Below are 19,053 nucleotides of genomic sequence, written 5' to 3' on the forward strand. Positions count from 1 at the left end.
TAAATTTCACACGGCCGCGCCCGCGCAAACGCCGATAGCGTGCGATTGCAACGGGCAAGGATGTTGCGGCCTACAGCCGGACCACGAGCACCGAGGTCTGGGCGTAGCGGGTGATGCGGGCGGCGTTGGGGCCGATGACACGGGTGGCGAAATCGGGCTTGTGCGCGCCAACGATGACAAGGTCGGCCGAAACCGTCTCGGCCGCCTCGAGCACCTTTTCGTATGCCGAGCCCACCACCACGATGCTCTGCACCGGCGCCAGATCCGACAGCAGCTCCCGCTCCATCTGGTGCAGCGCCTCCTGCGCGGACTCCGAGGCATTCTTGAGCGTGCCCTGCTTGAAGAAAGAGCCGACGAAGGTGGAGCCGTAATCCGGCAGCACGGTGACGACGCTGAGCGCCGCCCCCTCGAGCCGGGCCAGTCGGCCCGCCTCTGTCAACAGCGCCTTTGCGTCGTCCTCGTGGGTCAGGTCGATGGCGCAGAGAAACCGCTTGCTCATGCGAAGGCCTCCTCGGGTTGGTCGGTCTGGCGTCTGCGTTGCAACAGGAAGACGATCAGCACCAGAAGCAGCGCCGGGATGTAGAAGATTTCCTTCGGCATGCGGTCGGCAGCGACTTCCAGCTCGACCAACTCCCAATCCCAGTCAATGCCAAGCTGTTCCGACGGCCCGCCAAATTCGAGGTTGTCGACAAAGATACCGCCGTCGTCCTCCTGACGGAACTCGATACCGGCGCCGGAAGACAGCCGGGCGATGCCCTCCTCTCCGGCGGGGCCGAGCGGCAGCAGGAAGCGGGCATCGATCGGATCGCCGTTGAGGTTCTCGCCCACCAGCCTGACCCGGAGCGAGGCATCGTCTGGCGCGACCTCGGCCATCTGGAAGATTTCCGTTGCCGGGCGGGTTTCGAACTCGGGTGATATCTGGTCGAGGAAGAACCCCGGCCGGAACAGCACGAAGGCGGCGATGAGCAGGATGGCGCTTTCATAGAGCCGCGACTTGACCATGAAATAATTCATCGTTCCCGCCGCAAAGAGCAGCATGGCGATCAGCGCGAATATGAAGACGAATATCGCCTGGACCGGCCCGACATCGATCAGCAGCAAGTCGGTGTTGAAGATGAAGAGGAAGGGCAAGAGCGCGGTGCGGATCGAGTAGAAGAAGGCCTGGAAGCCGGTCTTCAGCGGGTCGCCCTTGGAGATCGCGGCGGCGGCGAAACTGGCCAGCCCGACAGGTGGCGTCACATCCGCCATGATCCCGAAGTAGAAGACGAACATATGCACCGCCACCAGCGGCACGATCAGCCCGGCCTGCGACCCCAGTTCGACCACGACGCCGGCCATCAGTGAGCTGACCACGATGTAATTCGCCGTGGTCGGAAGCCCCATGCCGAGGATGATCGAGATCACCGCGACAAAGAACAGCATCGCCAGCAGGTTGCCGCCCGACAGGAACTCGACGAATTCCGCCATCACCTGGCCGATGCCGGTCAGGGTCACGGCGCCGACGATGATGCCGGCGACGCCCATGGCGGCGGCCAGGCCGATCATGTTGCGCGCGCCGGCGATCATGCCTTCGGCGATGTCGGAAATGCCTTCGCTGATATGGCCCACGATGTTGCCCTCGCCGCGGAAATACGCCTTGAGCGGGTTTTGCGTCAGCAGGATGAACAGCATGGCGATGGTCGACCAGAAGGCCGAGAGGCCCGGCGATTTGCGTTCGATCATCAGCAGGTACATCAGCAGCAGAATCGGCATCAGGTAGTGGATGCCGGTCTTGAAGATCTCCTTGGTGGGCGGCAGATGCTCCATCGATTCAAGGCTCATCGCCAGGTCTTCGCCCTGGGCCGCATAACGCACGGCGGCCACATAGGCCGCCAGCATGATCGCGACGATCACCCAGAGCGAGGCGCCGCCAAAGGCGCTGCCGATCGCACCGACGATCACCCCGGTCAGGAACAGCGTGCCGCCGGCGATGACGATGGAAATGGCGATGATGAAGATCGCGCCGAGGATGAACTTGACCGGGTGCATGCGGCTGGTGCCGGTCATGCCCATCTTGAGCGCCTCGAGATGCACGATATAGACCAACGCAAAATAGGAGATCGCGGCCGGTACGATGGCGGTCTTGACCACTTCGACATAGGAAATGCCGACGTATTCCGTCATCAGGAAGGCCACGGCGCCCATCACCGGCGGCGTCAGCACGCCGTTGATCGAGCTGGAGACCTCGACCGCGCCGGCCTTGGTGGCGGGAAAGCCCACCTTCTTCATCAGCGGAATGGTGAAGGTGCCGGTGGTGACCACATTGGCAATCGACGAGCCCGAGATCAGCCCGGTCGCCGCCGAGGCGATCACCGCCGCCTTGGCAGGACCGCCGCGCAGGTGGCCCAGGGCCGCGAAGGCGAGCTTGAGGAAATAGTTGCCGGCGCCCGCCTGGTTGAGCAGTGAGCCGAAGAGCACGAAGAGAAAGACAAAGCCCGAGGAGACCCCGAGCGCCACGCCAAAGACGCCTTCGGTGGTCAGCCACATATGCGACATGGCCTTTTCGAAAGAGGCGCCTTTCCACTGCACCACTTCCGGCAGGCCCGACCAGGAGCCGAAGAAGACATAAGACAGGAAGAACAGCGCCACCGCCATCAGCGGAATGCCGAGCGAGCGGCGGGCGGCCTCGAGCAGCAGGATCAACCCGATGCCGGCCATGATCAGATCGACCGTGTTGGGGTTGCCGGTGCGGTTGGCGACGCCGCGATAATCCCACCACAGGTAAGAGGCGGCGATTGCGGCGACAATGGCGATGACCCAGGTCAGCGCCGGAATATGGTGCCGGGGCGCGCCCTTGTAGCCGGGAAAGGCGAGATAGGCGAGCAGCACGGCAAAGCCGAGGTGGATGGCGCGGGTCTGGGTGTCGTTCCAGACGAAGCCGACCATGAAGGGCAGGGGAGAGGCGATCCAGAGCTGATAGATCGACCAACAGAGCGGAATGACCCAGAGCGCGCGCCGCCCAAGGGCGTCATGCGGTGCCCGGCCCCCCGTGTCGGCATCTGCCACGATATCGTCGAGCGCCGGATCGGGCCCCGGCTGTCCGCGCTTTTGTTCCATCGGTATCCCCTGTTGGCTGCGGATGCGCTGGCCCCGCAGGGCCGCGCGCCGCTTGTTGGTTGCCGGCGGCGCGTCGAGGCGCCGCCGGTCAATGTCAGGCCGCGGGGCCGTGCCCCGCGCGCCGGCTTACATCAGGCCGGCTTCCTTGTAGTACTTCTCCGCGCCCGGGTGCAGCGGGGCCGAGAGACCGTCCTTGACCATCTCTTCCTTGGTCAGGGCACCAAAGGCGGGGTGCAGCTTCTTGAAGTCATCGAAATTGTCGAAGACCGCTTTCACCAGCACATAGACCACCTCGTCGGGGGTATTGGCATCGGCCACGATGGTGGCTTTCGGGCCCCAGGAGACCACGTCGGAATCATTGCCCGGATACATGCCACCGGGAATGTTCGCCTTGGCATAGGCCTTGTTCTGCTCCAGCACCCGCTCGAGGTTGGAGGTGCTCAGGTCAAGCAGTTCGATGTCGCAGGTCGAGGTCGCTTCCATGGTCGAGCCATTGGGCAGGCCGGCGGCCCAGATCGCGGCGTCGATGTTGCCGTCGCAGAGCGCGGCCGCCTGTTCCGAGCTTTTCAGCTCGGCGGCGAGACCGAGGTCGCCGGGGGTGATCTCGTTGGCGGCCATCAGCACGTCGGCCAGCGCCCGGGTGCCCGAGCCGGGGTTGCCGATATTGACCGCCTTGCCCTTCATGTCGGCGACCGACGAGATGCCGGTGCCGGCGCGTACCATGACGTGCAGCGGCTCGGGGTGGATCGAGAACACCGAACGCAGGTCGCCATAAGGCTCGTCGCCGTCAAAGGCGCGGGCGCCTTCCATCGCGGCGGTCTGCACGTCGGATTGCACCACGCCGAAGTCGAGCTCGCCATTTCGGATGGTGCGGGTGTTGTAGACCGAACCGCCGGTCGATTCGACCGAACAGCGCACGTTGTGCTCTTTGCGGTCCTTGTTCACCAGACGGCAGATCGCGCCGCCGGTGGGATAATAGACCCCGGTGACACCGCCGGTGCCGATGGTGATGAATGTCTGATCCTGAGCCTGGGCCGCAGTGCCCATGGCCGCCACCGCGGCCGCGGCCGCAGTGAATTTGAGATGTGCAAACATTATGGTCTCCTCTGTTCAGTCTTCTTTGAGTTGTCAGACCTCGGTCAGTTTCCGGGTCTGTTCCTCCGTTGCACGTATTCGCGCTTCGGCTTCGGGGCCGACGCGGGACACCAGCATCGACATCATTGTTTCAATCAGCACAAGGGTTGCCGTGTAGGAAGAAAAGAAATTTGCTGTCTGTGAAGGTACGATAAACGGATGGTCGGCAACTTCAAGCGCCGGGCAGGCGTGGCTGTCGGTCAGGACGATGGTGGTGAAACCATTGGTCCGCGCCACACGCACCGCGCGAACGCTGGCCTCGGCATAAGGCGATTTCGTCAGAACGATCACCGCGTCGCCGGGCGACATGCTGGCAAAGGCCGCCGCCGTCGAGGCGCCACTGCGCCCGGCGACCGACCAGTTGCGGGCGAAGAATTGCGCCTGATAGCCGATGTAGTCGGCAATTCCGGCCGAGCCCAGCAGCCCGACCAGCAGAACCTTGTCGGCGCCGTGCAGCGCCTCGACCGCTGCCGCGAGCCGGGCACCGGAGATCGTGCGTTCGAGCTGCGCGATGTTCTGGGTGCAGATCCCGGCCTGGCGGTGCAGGAAGGTCTCGGGCGCCTGATCGCCTCGGCGCAGCGCCTCGGCCCGATCGGCATAGGGCACCAACCGCTCGCCCATGGCGGCACGCTGGGTTTCGCGCAGGGATTCGTAATCCTTGAAGCCCAGAATGCGGACCAGCCGCGAAAAGGTGGCCGGAGAGACGCCGCTCGACTGCGCCATCGCCCGCAGCGATCGGGTGGCCACATCCACCGGGTTCGAGGCCACATAATCCGCCGCCCGCCGCAATTGCGCGCTGAGATTGACATATTCGGCGCTGATACGATCCTCGATGGTGTCCGGCACAGAATCTCCTTTCCGTCTGAAACTGAGCGTTTCAAACGTTTTGTGTGTTGTCAACTCCTGAAACAAGTGTTTCATGCGGTCAGCCTCACGATGGCCAAGCAGGAGACCCTCATGTCCGAGACATTGCCCGAACACGCCTCAGTTGTCGTCATTGGCGGCGGCATCATGGGGTGCTCGACCCTTTATCACCTTGCCCGGATGGGGGTCGGCGACGCCGTCCTGGTCGAGCGCAACCAGCTCACCTCGGGCACCACCTGGCATTCGGCGGCGCAGGTGCGGGCGCTGCGCCATTCGCGCAACCTGACCCGGATGATCCAGTATTCCGTCGATCTTTACGCCCAGCTCGAGGAAGAGACCGGCCAGAATGTCGGCTGGATTCAGAAAGGCTCGCTCTCGATCGCGACCAACCCCGACCGGCTGACCCATATCCGGCGGCAGGAGGCGCTGGCCCATGCCTATGGCATCGATGCCCGTTCGATCAGCGCCGGCGAGGCCAAGGAACGCTGGCCGCTGATGAATGCCGAGGACGTGCTGGGCGCGGTCTGGTCGCCCGACGACGGGCGGGTGTCGCCTTCTGATGTCTGCGCGGCGCTGGCCAAGGCCGCCCGCAAGCGCAATGCCAGGATCTTCGAACAGACCGGCGTGACCGGCATCCTGACCGAGAACGGAAGGGTGCGCGGCGTCGAGACGACGCGCGGCACGATCCGCTGTGACGCCGTGGCGCTCTGTGCCGGGCTCTGGTCGCGTGAGGTCGGGGCGATGGCGGGGGCCGAGGTGCCGCTTCTGGCCTGCGAGCATTTCTACCTGCTGACCAAGCCGGTCGAGGGCATCACCGGCAACATGCCGACGCTCTCGGACCACGACAATCATCTCTACATTCGCGACGACAGCGGCGGTCTGCTGGTGGGGTGTTTCGAACCGATGGGCAAGCCGATCGCGCCGGGCGTGCTCGACGAGAATTTCGAGTTCCGCCTGCTGCCCGAGGATTGGGATCACTTCGAACCAATGATGATGAACGCCCTGCACCGGCTGCCGGCGCTGGAAACGGCGGAGGTGAAATCGTTGCTCAACGGGCCCGAGAGCTTTACCGCCGACGGCACCTTCATGCTGGGCGAGACGGCCGAGACGCGCGGGCTTTTCCTTGGCTGCGGGATGAATTCGGTCGGCATGGCTTCGGGCGGCGGGGCAGGGATGAACCTGGCGCATTGCATCGTGCATGGCCACACCGCCTATGATCTCTCAGAGGCCGATGCCAAGCGGTTTGCACCGGTGTTCAACTCGGTCGAACATCTGATGGCCCGGGCGCCGGAAATCCTTGGCACGCATTACGAAATCGCCTTTCCCGGCAAGCAGCTCAAGACCGCGCGCGGGCTGCGCCTTCTGCCGCTGCACAAGGACTACGTGGCCGCCGGGGCGCGGTTTGGCCAGGTCTACGGCTGGGAGCGGCCGCTTTACTTTGGCGGCGAGGCCACACCGGCCCTCACCTTTGGCCGGCCGCCCTGGTTCGATCAGGTCAGAGCCGAGGTCGCGGCGGCGCATGAGCGGGCGGCGATCTTTGACGCCTCGCCCTTTGGCAAGATCGAGGTGCAGGGCCCCGACGCCGAGGCGTTTCTGCTGCGCAGTTGCGCCGGCTACATGGCGCGCAAGCCCGGTTCGGTGATCTACACCGCCGTGCTGAACGACCGGGGCACGTTTGAATCCGACATCACCGCCCATCGCATTGCCGAAGATCACTACCGCCTGTTTGTCGGCACCGCGGCGATCAAGCGCGATCTGGCCTGGTTCCGCCGGCACGCCGAGGGCTTCGACGTCACCCTGACCGACAGCACCGAAGATTACGCGGTGCTCGGCCTGATGGGGCCCGAGGCGGCGCGGATCGCGGCGGACTGCGGGGCGCCCGAGCTGAACGATCTGGGGTACTTCAAGGTCGGCCCGGCGCATATCGCCGGCCATCACGTGCGCGCGGCGCGGATGTCCTATGTGGGCGAGGCCGGTTGGGAGATCACCTGCCGCGCCGAGAACGCCCCGGCGATCTACGCCGCACTGACCGGGGCGGGGGCCACGCCTGCCGGGCTCTACGCCCAGACCGCGATGCGGATCGAGAAGGGCTTCTGCGCCATGGGGCACGAGCTTGACGGCGACGTGACCCCGATCGAGACCGGGCTCGACTTTGCCATCCGCAAAACGGGCGGGTTCATTGGTGCCGAGGCATTGGCGGCGCGTGGTGCCGCCGGCGCGGAAAACCACGTGATCTCGCTCACCTTTGACGATGCCGAGGCAGTGCCCCTTGGGCACGAGCCAATCCACGCCGAAGACCAGATCGTCGGCCAGACCACTTCGGCCGCCTTCGGCTTTCGTATTGGCGCGCCGGTGGCACTGGGCCATGCCAAGGGCCTCGGCGACGGGCAGCGGGTGCAGGTGGATATCGCGCGGCGCCTGTTCGACGCGACAGTCACCCTCGGGCCGCTCTTTGACAGGGAAGGCGCACGGATGAAGCCCTGAGCCGCCCCTGCCGGAAAGGCGGGGTTCGCCCCGCTTTTTACCGATTTTGGCGCGCAGCTATTGACGTCTTGGCAAGGGAAGCCGAGCATTGTTGCCATCACATATTGACGTCGCGTGTTTTTGGGACCGGCATTCAGATGACAGAAGATCAGGCGCGGATTATCACGCAGGACTTTCTCGACCGTCAGGGCGACGCCACCATGGCTGGCGATGTCGAGGCGACGCTGGAGTATTGCGACATTCCCTGCACGCTCGAAAGTCTTCAGGGCCGCGCCGTGGCCAACACGCGCGCCGAGATGCGGGCGCTCTGCGCGCATTTCATCGCCGAGATCCAGGGCAAGCGGCTGACCCATATGGTGCGCCGCTGCCTTGATGCGGTGCGCAAGGGCGAGGACACGATCTGGGCCACCTATGAAACCCGCTATGTGCGCGAGCGCCAGCTGCTGACCGAAGAGCCTTACCTCAGCTTCATCATCTTGCGTCGCAAGGAGGACCGCTGGCGGGTCAGCGCCATGCAGTTCGCGGTCAGCAAGGACAGTCCGGCCAATATCACTCTGCGGGATTGGCAGGCCAACAGGATCGCTGTGCCGACCGAACAGGCCCGGACCCCGGCGCCCAGCATCGACGCCCACCGCGACGTCTTCGAAAAACTCTCGCAGTGACCGCTCTGGCGATCCGTTCCGCCACGGAAACTTCTGGCTAAGACCTTGGGGAGCATCGCTTTCCGGACGCTGCCCCCGGCTCCCTGCCGGAGCGGTTCGGCCCGGAGTCGACGATTTTCCCTTGATACTCTTATCCGCTCGCAGGAGGATGACCAGCGGTGATATCCTACGTATCGGACGCCGGGATCGGCAACCGGGCCACCGGGCGGGCCGGTCGTGGTGTCGTTTTCCGAGCCACAACGAGAGAGGGATGGGAGTGGACCAATCTGCGCGCGCGGCCGCTTCGGTCGATACGAGCCCCGACCTCGCGCCGGTGAATGCCGCACCCGCGGCAACGGCCGTGGCGCGCCCGGGTCGGCCCACCGCCTTGGGACTTGCGGCGGTCTATCTGCTTTATCTGCTGGCCGCCGGCTTCGGGCGCTGGATGATGGTGATCCCCGACATCCCGATCACGGTCTGGCCACCCAATGGCGTCATCCTTGCCATGTTGCTGACCAGCCCGCGGCAAAGCTGGCCGTGGTGGATCGCGGTGGCGGCACTGGGCGAGCTGACCGGCAACGCGCTGTGGTTCGGCAACCCGCTGCTCTGGGCACTGGGCTATGTCGGGGCGAATGCCGCGGCAGTTCTGGTGGCGGCCCTGTTGCTGGCGCCGTATCTCGGCGCACCGATTCGCCGGATCGACACGCTACGCCAGGTCCTGGCGCTGCTGGCAATCGGCGTGTTGGGCGCGCCGGTGATCAGCGCCACTCTCGGCAGCGCCATTGATGCACTTGTCGGCAAGAATCCTTTTGCCACCACCTGGCCCGTCTGGTGGCTGGGCGATGCCACCGGCATTCTGATCGCCACGCCGTTGGTGATTTCCGCCCACAACATCTGGCGCGAGCGTCCGCGGCCCGACAGCGCGCAGCTGCTCGAGGGGGCGGTGATCGGCCTGCTGCTTTTCGGGCTCACCTCGTGGGAAATGAGCACCGGCGCGGCGCATGCCTTTCTCTTGCCGCTGCCGGTTCTCTGGGCCGCCTTGCGGTTCGAATTCCGTGGCGCAACGCTGGCCGTTCTGGCGCTGGCGGTGGCCATCGCCGCCCATGCGCAGACCTTTGAGATCGCCGCGGTCTCGCCTTCGGGGCCGGTGCTGCCGCACACCCGGATGCAGGTGCTGTTGCTGGTCGCCGCCGCGACCGGGGTAATTGTCGCCGCAATCACCAGGCAGCAACGCCGGGCCGTTGCCGAACTGGCCGAGGTCAATGCCGCGCTCGAGGTGCGGATGGCCGAGCGCACCCGCGCCATCGAGGCCGCCGAAGAGCGGTTTCGCGCCACCTTTCAGAATGCCGGCGTCGGCATCAGCATCGTCGGCGGCAATGGCGTGCTGCTGCGCGTCAACGAAAGCCTGGCGCGGATGCTGGGCCGCGAGGTGTCCGAGATGGAGGGCGAGGCGCTTGACGATTTCACCCATCCCGACGATCTCACCCTGAACCACGAGGCCTGGAGCCGGCTGGCCTCGGGCGCGGCGGATGAATACGATCTTGAAAAGCGTTACCTGCATCGCGATGGCGCGGTGGTCTGGGGCCACACAACGGTCAGCTGTGTGCGCCATTCCGACGGCCGCATCGCCTATCTGATCAAGATCATTCAGGACATTACCGCCCGGCGCCGCTCTGACGAGGCGCGGCAGATGCTGATGCGCGAGGTCAACCACCGGAGCAAGAACCTGTTGTCCATCGTCCAGGTGATCGCCCGCCAGACCGCGGCGCATTCGCCCGAGGGGTTCGTCAAGATCTTTGGCGAACGGTTGCAGGCGCTGGCGGCCAATCAGGATCTGCTGGTCAACAACGAATGGCAGCGCATCAACCTCTCCGATCTGGTGACCAGCCAGCTCAGGCATTTCGGCACCATCGGCAGCCGCGTGATGATTTCGGGCCCGCCGGTGGTTCTGCCGCCGGCGGCGGCCCAGACCCTGAGCATGGCGCTGCACGAACTGGCCACCAACGCCGCCAAATACGGCAGTCTCAGCAATGAGGCCGGCCGGGTCGACATCGGCTGGGAGATCGACGGAAGCACGTTTCGCATGAATTGGCGGGAAACCGGCGGGCCGGAGGTCTGCCCGCCCCGGTCCAAGGGTTTCGGCTCGACCGTTCTCGACACGATGACCGCCTCGTCGATGTCGGGCGAAGTGCGGATCGACTATGCGCCACAGGGATTGGAATGGGAGCTGCGCTGCCCCCGCTCGGCCCTGGAGCAAGGGGCTGAAACGGGGCGTTTCGAGTAAAACTCAGCTAATACGTATACGTTTTTGGCAAAATATCTTGCAACTACTCTGAAAATGTATCCATAAAGTGCCGTCACGACCTGAACGGAACTTGCCATGGTTTCAGCGCTTACCGATCCAGCCTCGCTGGCCGCGATTGCCTTGGCCCTTCTGGCCGGTGGCATGCTCAAGGGCGCACTCGGCTTGGGCGCGCCGGTGATCGCGGTGCCGGTGATGGCCTCGTTCTTTGACGTGAAGCTGGCGGTGGCGCTGATGGTCCTGCCGAATTTCACCACCAATGTCTGGCAGCTCCGGGCGTTCGGCCGGGCGCGGCTTCCGGGGCGATTTCCCTGGGTCTTTGCCGGCGCCGGGGCGGCCGGGGTGGGCCTTGGCACGCTCATGCTGGTCTGGCTGAGCTCCGACACGCTCAAACTCATCCTGTCAGGGGCGGTGCTGGCCTATATCGGCCTACGGTTGCTGAGCCCGGCCTTCGCCCTTTCTTCCGCACGGGCCAACCGGCTGGCGGCGCCCATGGGCGCGCTCGGTGGGGTGCTGCAAGGTGCTGCCGGGATCTCGGCGCCGGTCTCGGTGAGCTTTCTCAATGCGATGCAACTGTCGCGACCGGTCTTCATTCCGACGATCTCGCTGTTCTTTGCCGCCACCACCGCGGTGCAGGTGCCGCTGTTGCTGGCTGCCGGCGTGATGACCCCGACGATCCTGTTGATCGGTGTCACCGCGCTGGTGCCGCTGTTTCTCGGCATGCGGATCGGTGGCTGGCTGGCCAAGTCGATCTCGGCCCGGAGCTTTGATCGGCTGATCCTGCTGATGTTGGCGGCATTGACGATCAAGCTCTCGACCGACGCGCTGTTGTAAGGCCTTGCGGCGGCGCACTGGCTTGCCCGGCGTCTTTACGGGCCTGCGGCGATCTGGGCCTCGACGGCGTGGAAATGATGCACCGGGCCGTGCCCTTCGCCCACATCGAGCCTGTCGGCGCCGCCGATGGCACCGGTGATATAGGCCTTGGCACGGCGCACCGCATGTTCGAGCGGGTGGCCCCGGCCCAGCCGCGTGGCAATGGCCGAGGACAGGGTGCAGCCGGTGCCATGGGTGTTGCCGGTGGCGATGCGCGGCGCCTCGAGCCAGATGTCAGCCGCCGAGGTGACCAGCAGGTCAGGACAGATCTCGCCGGCCAGGTGCCCGCCCTTGAGCAGCACCGCCCCCGACCCGAGCGCCAGCAGGGCCCGGGCCTGGGCGTGCATGTCCTCGCGGCTTTGGGCTTCGGCCTGGCCCAGCAGGTCGGCCGCCTCCGGCAGATTTGGCGTGACCAGCGCCGCCCGTGGCAGCAGCGTCTCGCGCAGGGCCATGACCGCTGTTTCGGCCAGAAGTCTGTCGCCGCCCTTGGCCACCATCACCGGGTCGAGCACGATCGGGCAGGCCAGCCCCTCGAGCGCGCCGGCCACGGCCCGGGTCAGCGCCACGTCGCCCAGCATGCCGATCTTGACCGCGTCGATGCGCACATCCGCGCGCAGCGCCGCGATCTGCGCCAACAGCATGTCGGGCGGACAGAGATGCACCGACGAGACCCCCCGCGTGTTCTGCGCGGTCAGCGCCGTGATGGCGGTCATCGCATAGCCGCCATTGGCCGAGATCGCCTTGATATCGGCCTGAATGCCAGCGCCGCCGGAACTGTCGGATCCGGCAATCGAGAGAATGTTGGGGATCATCAAAGCGCTCCTCATCTGCACCGGCAGAAGAGAGGATTGCAAAAGCCGGAACCTGCACCCCGGGGATTTGCGCGCCTTCCTCCGCCGGCATTATCCGGGTCAGGTTCCAAGGGTACATCTCAGCCCGTTTCCGGGCGCCCCTGTCGCAGTTATAGCGGCATCGCATCGACGCATGGTGAGGTCAAGTGTGATGGGGCTTCAGCTTGCCAGCCCCAGGCGTTCCGATGACCCGACAAGGTGGCGGGTCATCGCGTCACATGCGCCCTGTTCATCTTGCGCCTCGACGCAGTCCAGAATGACCTGATGCTCTTGCGCTGCGATTTTCGTCGTCTCTTCAAAGATCTGTTTGTCTATGGCCAGGGCGATGCTGTTCTTGAGGGTTTGATCGATGTACGAGATGAACAACACCAGAAACGGGTTTTGGCTGGCTGCGGCAAGCGCCCGGTGAAAGCCGAAATCCGCTTCGATATAGCTTTCCGGGCTGGCCGTTTCGCTTTCCATGTCGTCGATCAGGGCGCGCAGCTTGGCCAGATCCTGCTCGCTGCGAAACTGCGCCGCCAGTCGCGCGGTCTGGCTCTCGAGGATATTTCGCACCTGGTACAGATGCCGGAAATCCTCGGGCTGGGACATTTGTTCCTCTGTGATGGACAGGAACCGGTTCTTGTCGGGCGCGCTGACAAAAACGCCGACACCCTGCCGCGAGGACAGCAACCCCTCGTGGCGCAGGCGCGACACCGCTTCACGCACCACGGCGCGGCTGACATCGTAGCGTTCGCAAAAGGCGCGTTCGGTCGGAAGCTTGTCCCCGGCAGCGAGTTCGCCCGACAGGATTTGTTCACGCAGGGCATCCGCCAGCATGGTCGGCAAATCGGCGCGGGAGGCGCGCAACGGCATCTTTGTGGTTCCCGGGTCCTCTGTCATTCGCCTGTCCTGACTAAACGCCCAACTTGATGTTAAGCCCCCCATCAATAACGAAATCGGCCCCGGTGTGAAACGCGCTTTCCGGGCCGGTCAGGTAAGAGACCAAGGCGGCGATTTCTTGCGTGGTGCCGACGCGCCCCACGGGATGGGCGTCACCAAAGCCCTGCATGGTTGCCTCCGGGTCGCCATCGGCGGGTGTCAGTTCGCGCGCGGCGAATTCCAGCAGGGGGGTCCGAACTGAGCCGGGGGAAACGGAGTTGACCCGGATGCCATCACGCGCAGCATCCACCGCAAGGGCGCGCGTGAAGGCATGTATCGCGCCTTTGCTGGTCGCGTAGCCCAGCACGTTGTTCTGACACCTGTGCCCCTGTACCGAGGCAAAATTGACTACCGACGCGGCGCCGGCCTTTTTCAGCAGCGGGTACAGGAAGTGCGCCATGTTGAAATACCCGCCAAGATTCACACCGATCACCCTTTGCCAATCTGCGGGGGTGGTTGTTTCGATCGTGCCGTAGGGTTGAATTCCGGCACAATTGATCAGGGCGTCCAGCTTGGGGATACGCGCGATCAATGATGCGGCAAACTGCGCAACGGCCCGATCATCCGAAACGTCGAGTTCGACAACAGCTGCCTCGGGCAGGGCCTCCGTGGCGGCTGAATTGTCCTGAGCGTCGACGCCGCAAAGCGTGACCGCAAAGCCATCCCGGACAAGCCTCCGGGCCACGCCCAGACCTATCCCGGCGGTTCCGGTGACAACGGCGTATTTTTCGACTGATCGGGCCATGATCACGCGCCCTTTCTCATCTTGAGGACGCCATCCTGCACCAAACGGTCGACGATGATGGCAACGATAAGGACGAGGCCCTGAGCCACAAACTGCCAGAAGGGTTCGACACCCGCAAGGTTCAGCCCGTTTGCCAGCACACCGATGATCAGAGCGCCGATGACCGTGCCAAGGATACGACCCTCGCCACCCGACAGGCTGGTGCCGCCAATGATGATCGCGGCAATCACCTGAAGTTCAAATCCCACACCGATATTGGGATCCCCGGACCCCACGCGCGAGGACAACACGACACCGGCGAGCGCGGCGGTCATGCCGCACATGACATAGAGCCAAAGCAGGGTCCGTTTGATGTTGATCCCGGACAGGCGCGCGGCCTCTTCGTTGCCGCCGATGGCATAGATCCGCTTGCCGAAGGTCGTGTAACTTGTCATCACATAGAACACCGCCACGACGATGCCCGCGATGACGATCGGCATGGGCAATCCCAGGACCTTGGCAGTTCCCAGAAAGCTCCAACCGGATGGCAGGCCGACGAGGATGGCACTGGGGCTGATCAGATACGCCGCGCCGCGGGCAATATTGAGCATGCCGAGCGTCACGATGATCGGGCTGACGGCAAGCCCGGCGATGATCACGCCGTTTACGGCACCGACCGCCGCACCGAACAGAACCGCCAGCAGGAATGCGAGATACAGGGGCACGCCCGCCACGGCGAGGGAACCGGCGATGACCGAAGAGGCCGCCAACACGCTTCCGACTGACAGATCGAGCCCACGGGCGATCATCACCGTTGTCATGCCGCAGCTTGCGATGATGACAGGCGCCGCATTGCGCATCACGTTCTGAAAATTCGACACCGTCAGAAACCGGTCGGTCAGGGTGGCAAAGACACCGCACATCAAGACGAGCACGGCCAGCGTCGCGGCGGTCAGCACCATATTGCGGTTCGATAGGAATTTCTGGCCCATTCCAGCGGTGGAATGGGGCGTTGCGACATCGCTCATGGATGTTCTCCTGTCAGAATGGGGGTCGCAGCATGAAGCATTGACAGTTCGATGACCTGTTCTTCGGTTGCATCACCGGAAAGCCCGCCGACGATTTCGCCGCCGTTCATGACGACAATGCGATCTGCCAGCCCAAGCAGTTCGGGCAGCTCTGACGAGACAAAGACAACCGCGAGCCCTTGCTCGGCGAGGTCGTGAATGATCTGGTAGATTTCCTTTTTCGCGCCGACATCGACGCCGCGTGTGGGTTCATCCAGCAAAAGAACCCGCGTCTGGCTGAGAAGCCATTTGCCGACGACGACCTTTTGCTGGTTGCCGCCGCTCAACGCGGAAATGGATTGTGTGACCGAAGCCGTGCGGACGCCCAGCATCTCGATGATCTTCTGGATCGCGTCCGACCTCGGGCCGTCGTGGGCCCTGCGATTGACATATTGATCCCAGATGATCGCGGTATTGTCCGCCACCGAGAGAACCGGCACGATCCCGGCACTGCGGCGTTCCTCCGGCACCATGGCAATCCCGGCCTCGATTGCGGCGGGGATGGAATTGAGCGGCACTGGCGCGTTTTCGACCGTGACCGTGCCGCTGCTGACCCGGTCCGCGCCAAAGATCGCCCGCAGCATTTCCGTGCGGCCCGAGCCGACCAGCCCGGCAATGCCGAGTATCTCGTTCCGGCGAACCGTCAGATCGATATTGCGGATATGCGGATTGGACAGGCCGCGCACTTCCAGGGTCGGAGCGCCGGGCTGGCTGTCACGCGCGGGGAAAAGCGTGTCGAGCTTGCGGCCCACCATCATCCTGACCAGGTCCTCGGGCGTCGCCGCGCCACGCGTGACGGTCCCGACCCTGTGGCCGTCCTTGAACACGGTGATGCGGTCGCCAAGCTCGTCGATTTCCCGCATCTTGTGGGACACATAGATGATCCCCTTGCCCGCCGCGCGCAGGCGGTCGATGACCTTGAAGAGCTTCCTGACTTCGGCTTCTTCCAGGGGGGAGGTCGGTTCATCCATGATGATCACGCGCGCGTTCTGCCGCAGCGCCTTGGCAATCATCACCGCTTGCCGCTGGGCCGCCGAAAGATCACGGGCCGGCTGATCTGCGCGCAGCTCTGAAAACCCGATGCTGTCCAGCAGGTCCTGCGCCAGGACATCCGCCGCCTTGCTGTCGAAAAACCCAAATCGCCCCGGTTCATCCCCCAAGAGGATGTTTTCCGAAACCGAAAGGCCATCGACAACCGCCAGTTCCTGAAAGATGCAGGCCACTCCGGCGGCCTGGGAGTCCTGCGGATTGGCAAAGGACATCGCCTTGCCATTGACCTCGAATGTCCCGGCATCGGCCTCTTGGACGCCAGCGAGGATTTTGACCAGCGTGGATTTCCCGGCGCCGTTTTCGCCGATAAGGCAGTGTACTTCACCTGCGAAAAGGTCGAAATTCACGCCACTCAATGCCTGTACCCCGGGAAAGGATTTGCCCAGACCAGTGGCTCTCAGCAATGGTGAAAGGCCGGGATCAACCGGCTCCGAATGTTGCACGGGCAATGCTCCTGCATTCAAATGTCTGAAAGGCGGGGCGGCGCAATGACACCGCCCCTTTGGATAACTTAGCGGGGGTATTGCTGAGCCAACCAGCTTTCGATCCCGTCCTCGGTCGGAATGATGGGCGGATAGCCGACCACGACCTGCGTGGTCTCATCCGCCTCGCCCTCGATCGTCGCGGCCAGCAGGTTGAAGGCGGCCAGGGAAAAGTCGTAGGGGCCATATCCGCTTTCGGCCTTGAGCGGGGACACCGGATTGCCAAGCTCGCCCATGATCGGCTCGGACCCGTCGACCGAGGCAAGCGCGCCCCATTCGTCGGAATATTTGCCGACCGCTTTCAAGGCGGCCACGGTGCCCAACGAGCTGTCGTTGTTGATGCCGAAGATCACGTTGATGTCGGGATGGGCCTGCAACAGGTCCGATGCGGCGGCATTGGCCTTGTCGATCACCCCGCCGCCGTTGACGGCCTGGGCCACACGCGCCTCGGGCATCAGGGAAAGAAAGCCATAGAGAAACCCGTTCTTACGATCCTGAACCTGAAGCAGCTCGGGTTGGTCGACGATGCCGATTACCGGGTCGCGTTCGGGAAACTTGGCCTGGAAGTACCGGGCGAGGTTGCAGCCGACGATACGCGGGCCGTCGAAATCATTGGCGAAAACGCGGGGCGCAACCATTTCCGCCGGCTGCACATTATAGGTCACGACCTTCAACCCGGCATCCAGCATGCGCTTGACCTGTGGCACCGACGCCGCGCTGTCGAGCGGCGCAAAAGCCACGCCGTCTGGCGCATATGAGATGATGTCGTCCACCATGCGCTGAACCGTTCCGGCATCAAACCGGCCGTCAAACACCCGCAGCTCAAAGTCGTATTTTTCCGCCAGCGTTTCCCAGTGGTTCGCGATGGCCTGGAAATAGGGATGGCCGAGGCTCATGACGCTCATGGCAATGCGCTTGCCGGTCAGGGCGCTGGCCTCGGGCTCTGTCAGCCACATGCCGGGAGCCGAAGCGTAGCCGGTGAATCCCGATACAGCGCCGGGGATGTCGGCCACCGCGGCCTTGTCAATCGGCTCGCAAAGGTCCGTCGAAAAGGTGCTTGCAGCCGTTTCAACCGCGGTTTCGGCCGCGGCTTGTGCCCCCAAGGTGCAAAGCAGCACCGCGCTGCCCCGCAGGGCGCGCGTCAATACATTCCAAGTCATTCTGTCCTCCCGTTTCAGGTTTGAAGCGTCGAGATTCGAGCTTGAATGTCGTCGCCTCTGTGGTAGGGTTATCAGACAACTGATAACCCGTCAGCAAGTCCTGAAGAACTGGCGCTTTCCACCTTTGTCGCTTGCCGACGATCAGAACGGCCCGCCTCATGTGTGTTCTGTTCCGCGCCGCCAGCGCACCTCAGGCTGACAACCGAACAGGAAAGCCATGCCCCGTTTTGCTTGCAATGAAGACCTCCGGCGCGCCGCGCGCCGCAGGGTGCCGAAAATGTTCTATGACTACGTCGACGGAGGGTCGTGGACGGAAAGCACCTATCGCGCGAACGCCGGGGATCTGGCCGACATCAAATTAAGGCAGCGCGTTGCCAGGGACGTCTCGACCCGGACTGCAAAGGGCCGGATGGTCGGTCAGGATGTGCGGATGCCGGTTGCGATGGCGCCGACGGGGTTGACTGGAATGTTCTGGCCGAACGGCGAAGTACATGCCATGCGCGCCTGTGAGGAATTCGGCGTGCCCTATTGCCTGTCGACGGTTTCCATCGCTTCGCTCGAAGAGGTGGCGCAACATGCGACGTCGCCGTTCTGGTTCCAGCTTTACGTCATCCGCGACCGGGATTTTATCGAACGCCTGTTGCAGCGCTGTGAAGCGGTCGGGATCGACACCATAGTCTTGACGCTGGATTTGCAGATGGTCGGCCAGCGCAACAAGGACATCCACAACGGGCTGTCATCCCCGCCGGCGCCGACGCTTCGCAACCTTCTGAACCTCGCGACCAAGCCGCAATGGTGCTGGGACATGATGCGCCACCGACAGGTGCAGTTCGGCAATATTCATGGCCATGTCGCGGATGTCGGCAGCAGCAAAACCCTGGCAAAATGGACGGACAGCCAATTCGATCCGACGTTGAACTGGGATGACGTCAAGTATTTCCGCGATCGCTGGAAGGGAAAGCTGATCCTCAAAGGTATCATTGACCCGGAGGATACGGAACTGGCCTGTCAAACCGGGTGCGACGCGATCGTCGTTTCCAATCACGGGGGACGCCAACTCGATGGCGCCGCGTCGACGATCCACGCGCTGCCCTCGGTGGTCGAGGCCGCCAAGGCGCGAACGGAAATCCTGATCGATGGTGGCTTCACGAGCGGGCAGGACGTGTTCAAGGGGCTGGCTTATGGTGCGTCAGGCGTGATGATGGGCCGATCGATGCTCTACGGGCTGGGCGCCGCGAAACAGGCCGGCGTGGTCAAGGCGCTGGACCTCATCCGGCATGAGCTGGAAACGACGATGGGTTTGTGTGGCGTCAACCGTATCGAGGAAATCGGACGGCACAATATCCTCGCCGTGGCTTAGCTTTGCGGCCAATGATTGGGAATGCCGGATCAGCCGGTGATGGG

At 63.9% G+C, this 19,053-nt stretch carries 15 protein-coding genes and 1 riboswitch; of the genes, 5 read left to right on the forward strand and 10 right to left on the reverse strand.

Annotated features, from left to right (window positions below):
- Positions 1 to 70: 70 nt before the first annotated feature.
- The 4 genes from AC0J5K_RS17605 to AC0J5K_RS17620 form a co-directional block, all read right to left on the reverse strand.
- Positions 71 to 499, reverse strand: a complete 429-nt coding sequence (locus AC0J5K_RS17605) for a universal stress protein (protein WP_048534318.1) — start codon at positions 497 to 499, stop codon at positions 71 to 73.
- Entirely contained in the window at positions 496 to 3,096 is a 2,601-nt protein-coding gene (locus AC0J5K_RS17610) for a TRAP transporter permease (protein WP_274565376.1), read from the reverse strand. The genes AC0J5K_RS17605 and AC0J5K_RS17610 overlap by 4 nt, the downstream gene beginning before the upstream one ends.
- 126 nt (positions 3,097 to 3,222) lie before the next feature.
- On the reverse strand, positions 3,223 to 4,191 hold the full coding sequence (locus AC0J5K_RS17615) for a TAXI family TRAP transporter solute-binding subunit (protein ID WP_048534322.1): 969 nt from the start codon (positions 4,189 to 4,191) through the stop codon (positions 3,223 to 3,225).
- Between the two features lie 33 nt (positions 4,192 to 4,224).
- Entirely contained in the window at positions 4,225 to 5,076 is an 852-nt protein-coding gene (locus AC0J5K_RS17620; RefSeq protein ID WP_274565375.1) for a MurR/RpiR family transcriptional regulator, read from the reverse strand.
- Positions 5,077 to 5,187: 111 nt separating this feature from the next.
- Between AC0J5K_RS17620 and AC0J5K_RS17625 the strand changes: the two genes are divergently transcribed.
- The 4 genes from AC0J5K_RS17625 to AC0J5K_RS17640 all read left to right on the forward strand — a co-directional run bounded on the left by AC0J5K_RS17625 (position 5,188) and on the right by AC0J5K_RS17640 (position 11,355).
- Complete coding sequence (locus AC0J5K_RS17625) at positions 5,188 to 7,578, forward strand: GcvT family protein (protein WP_274565374.1); 2,391 nt, start codon at positions 5,188 to 5,190, stop codon at positions 7,576 to 7,578.
- Between the two features lie 137 nt (positions 7,579 to 7,715).
- Positions 7,716 to 8,240, forward strand: coding sequence for a hypothetical protein (locus AC0J5K_RS17630; protein ID WP_048534325.1), 525 nt, complete (start codon positions 7,716 to 7,718; stop codon positions 8,238 to 8,240).
- Positions 8,241 to 8,496: 256 nt separating this feature from the next.
- Positions 8,497 to 10,503, forward strand: a complete 2,007-nt coding sequence (locus AC0J5K_RS17635; protein WP_274565373.1) for a sensor histidine kinase — start codon at positions 8,497 to 8,499, stop codon at positions 10,501 to 10,503.
- 96 nt (positions 10,504 to 10,599) lie between these two features.
- A complete protein-coding gene (locus AC0J5K_RS17640) occupies positions 10,600 to 11,355 on the forward strand; it encodes a sulfite exporter TauE/SafE family protein (RefSeq protein ID WP_274565372.1) in 756 nt (251 codons plus the stop codon).
- Positions 11,356 to 11,390: 35 nt separating this feature from the next.
- Here AC0J5K_RS17640 and thiD read toward each other — a convergent pair whose 3' ends face one another.
- From thiD to AC0J5K_RS17670, 6 genes are all read right to left on the reverse strand, one after another.
- Positions 11,391 to 12,206, reverse strand: coding sequence for a bifunctional hydroxymethylpyrimidine kinase/phosphomethylpyrimidine kinase (gene thiD, locus AC0J5K_RS17645; protein WP_274565371.1), 816 nt, complete (start codon positions 12,204 to 12,206; stop codon positions 11,391 to 11,393).
- A 59-nt stretch (positions 12,207 to 12,265) separates the two neighbouring features.
- Positions 12,266 to 12,358: riboswitch (TPP riboswitch) on the reverse strand.
- Between the two features lie 46 nt (positions 12,359 to 12,404).
- On the reverse strand, positions 12,405 to 13,127 hold the full coding sequence (locus AC0J5K_RS17650) for a FadR/GntR family transcriptional regulator (protein ID WP_048534332.1): 723 nt from the start codon (positions 13,125 to 13,127) through the stop codon (positions 12,405 to 12,407).
- A gap of 13 nt (positions 13,128 to 13,140) precedes the next feature.
- The gene (locus tag AC0J5K_RS17655; protein WP_074839271.1) at positions 13,141 to 13,911 is read right to left on the reverse strand and encodes an SDR family NAD(P)-dependent oxidoreductase; all 771 of its coding nucleotides are present in this window, start codon (positions 13,909 to 13,911) and stop codon (positions 13,141 to 13,143) included.
- Between the two features lie 2 nt (positions 13,912 to 13,913).
- Positions 13,914 to 14,918: an ABC transporter permease gene (locus tag AC0J5K_RS17660; RefSeq protein WP_083416152.1), complete on the reverse strand. Its 1,005-nt coding sequence runs from the start codon at positions 14,916 to 14,918 to the stop codon at positions 13,914 to 13,916.
- Entirely contained in the window at positions 14,915 to 16,471 is a 1,557-nt protein-coding gene (locus tag AC0J5K_RS17665; RefSeq protein WP_423135771.1) for a sugar ABC transporter ATP-binding protein, read from the reverse strand. The genes AC0J5K_RS17660 and AC0J5K_RS17665 overlap by 4 nt, the downstream gene beginning before the upstream one ends.
- 47 nt (positions 16,472 to 16,518) lie before the next feature.
- Positions 16,519 to 17,649 (reverse strand): sugar ABC transporter substrate-binding protein, encoded by a 1,131-nt coding sequence (locus AC0J5K_RS17670; protein WP_083416151.1) that lies wholly within the window; start codon positions 17,647 to 17,649, stop codon positions 16,519 to 16,521.
- Positions 17,650 to 17,866: 217 nt separating this feature from the next.
- Between AC0J5K_RS17670 and AC0J5K_RS17675 the strand changes: the two genes are divergently transcribed.
- Positions 17,867 to 19,009 carry an alpha-hydroxy acid oxidase gene (locus tag AC0J5K_RS17675; protein ID WP_048534341.1) on the forward strand — a complete coding sequence of 381 codons (1,143 nt, stop codon included), beginning with the start codon at positions 17,867 to 17,869 and terminating at the stop codon, positions 19,007 to 19,009.
- Positions 19,010 to 19,053: the final 44 nt, after the last annotated feature.

It is taken from the genome of Marinovum sp. E3, from assembly GCF_055755275.1.

Bases quoted from the DNA above. Each gene is read 5' to 3' on its own strand.
- AC0J5K_RS17605 (WP_048534318.1), bottom strand. From the start codon at position 499: ATGAGCAAGCGGTTTCTCTGCGCCATCGACCTGACCCACGAGGACGAC.
- AC0J5K_RS17610 (WP_274565376.1), bottom strand. From the start codon at position 3,096: ATGGAACAAAAGCGCGGACAGCCGGGGCCCGATCCGGCGCTCGACGAT.
- AC0J5K_RS17615 (WP_048534322.1), bottom strand. From the start codon at position 4,191: ATGTTTGCACATCTCAAATTCACTGCGGCCGCGGCCGCGGTGGCGGCC.
- AC0J5K_RS17625 (WP_274565374.1), top strand. From the start codon at position 5,188: ATGTCCGAGACATTGCCCGAACACGCCTCAGTTGTCGTCATTGGCGGC.
- AC0J5K_RS17630 (WP_048534325.1), top strand. From the start codon at position 7,716: ATGACAGAAGATCAGGCGCGGATTATCACGCAGGACTTTCTCGACCGT.
- AC0J5K_RS17640 (WP_274565372.1), top strand. From the start codon at position 10,600: ATGGTTTCAGCGCTTACCGATCCAGCCTCGCTGGCCGCGATTGCCTTG.
- thiD (WP_274565371.1), bottom strand. From the start codon at position 12,206: ATGATCCCCAACATTCTCTCGATTGCCGGATCCGACAGTTCCGGCGGC.
- AC0J5K_RS17650 (WP_048534332.1), bottom strand. From the start codon at position 13,127: ATGACAGAGGACCCGGGAACCACAAAGATGCCGTTGCGCGCCTCCCGC.
- AC0J5K_RS17655 (WP_074839271.1), bottom strand. From the start codon at position 13,911: ATGGCCCGATCAGTCGAAAAATACGCCGTTGTCACCGGAACCGCCGGG.
- AC0J5K_RS17660 (WP_083416152.1), bottom strand. From the start codon at position 14,918: ATGAGCGATGTCGCAACGCCCCATTCCACCGCTGGAATGGGCCAGAAA.
- AC0J5K_RS17670 (WP_083416151.1), bottom strand. From the start codon at position 17,649: ATGACTTGGAATGTATTGACGCGCGCCCTGCGGGGCAGCGCGGTGCTG.
- AC0J5K_RS17675 (WP_048534341.1), top strand. From the start codon at position 17,867: ATGCCCCGTTTTGCTTGCAATGAAGACCTCCGGCGCGCCGCGCGCCGC.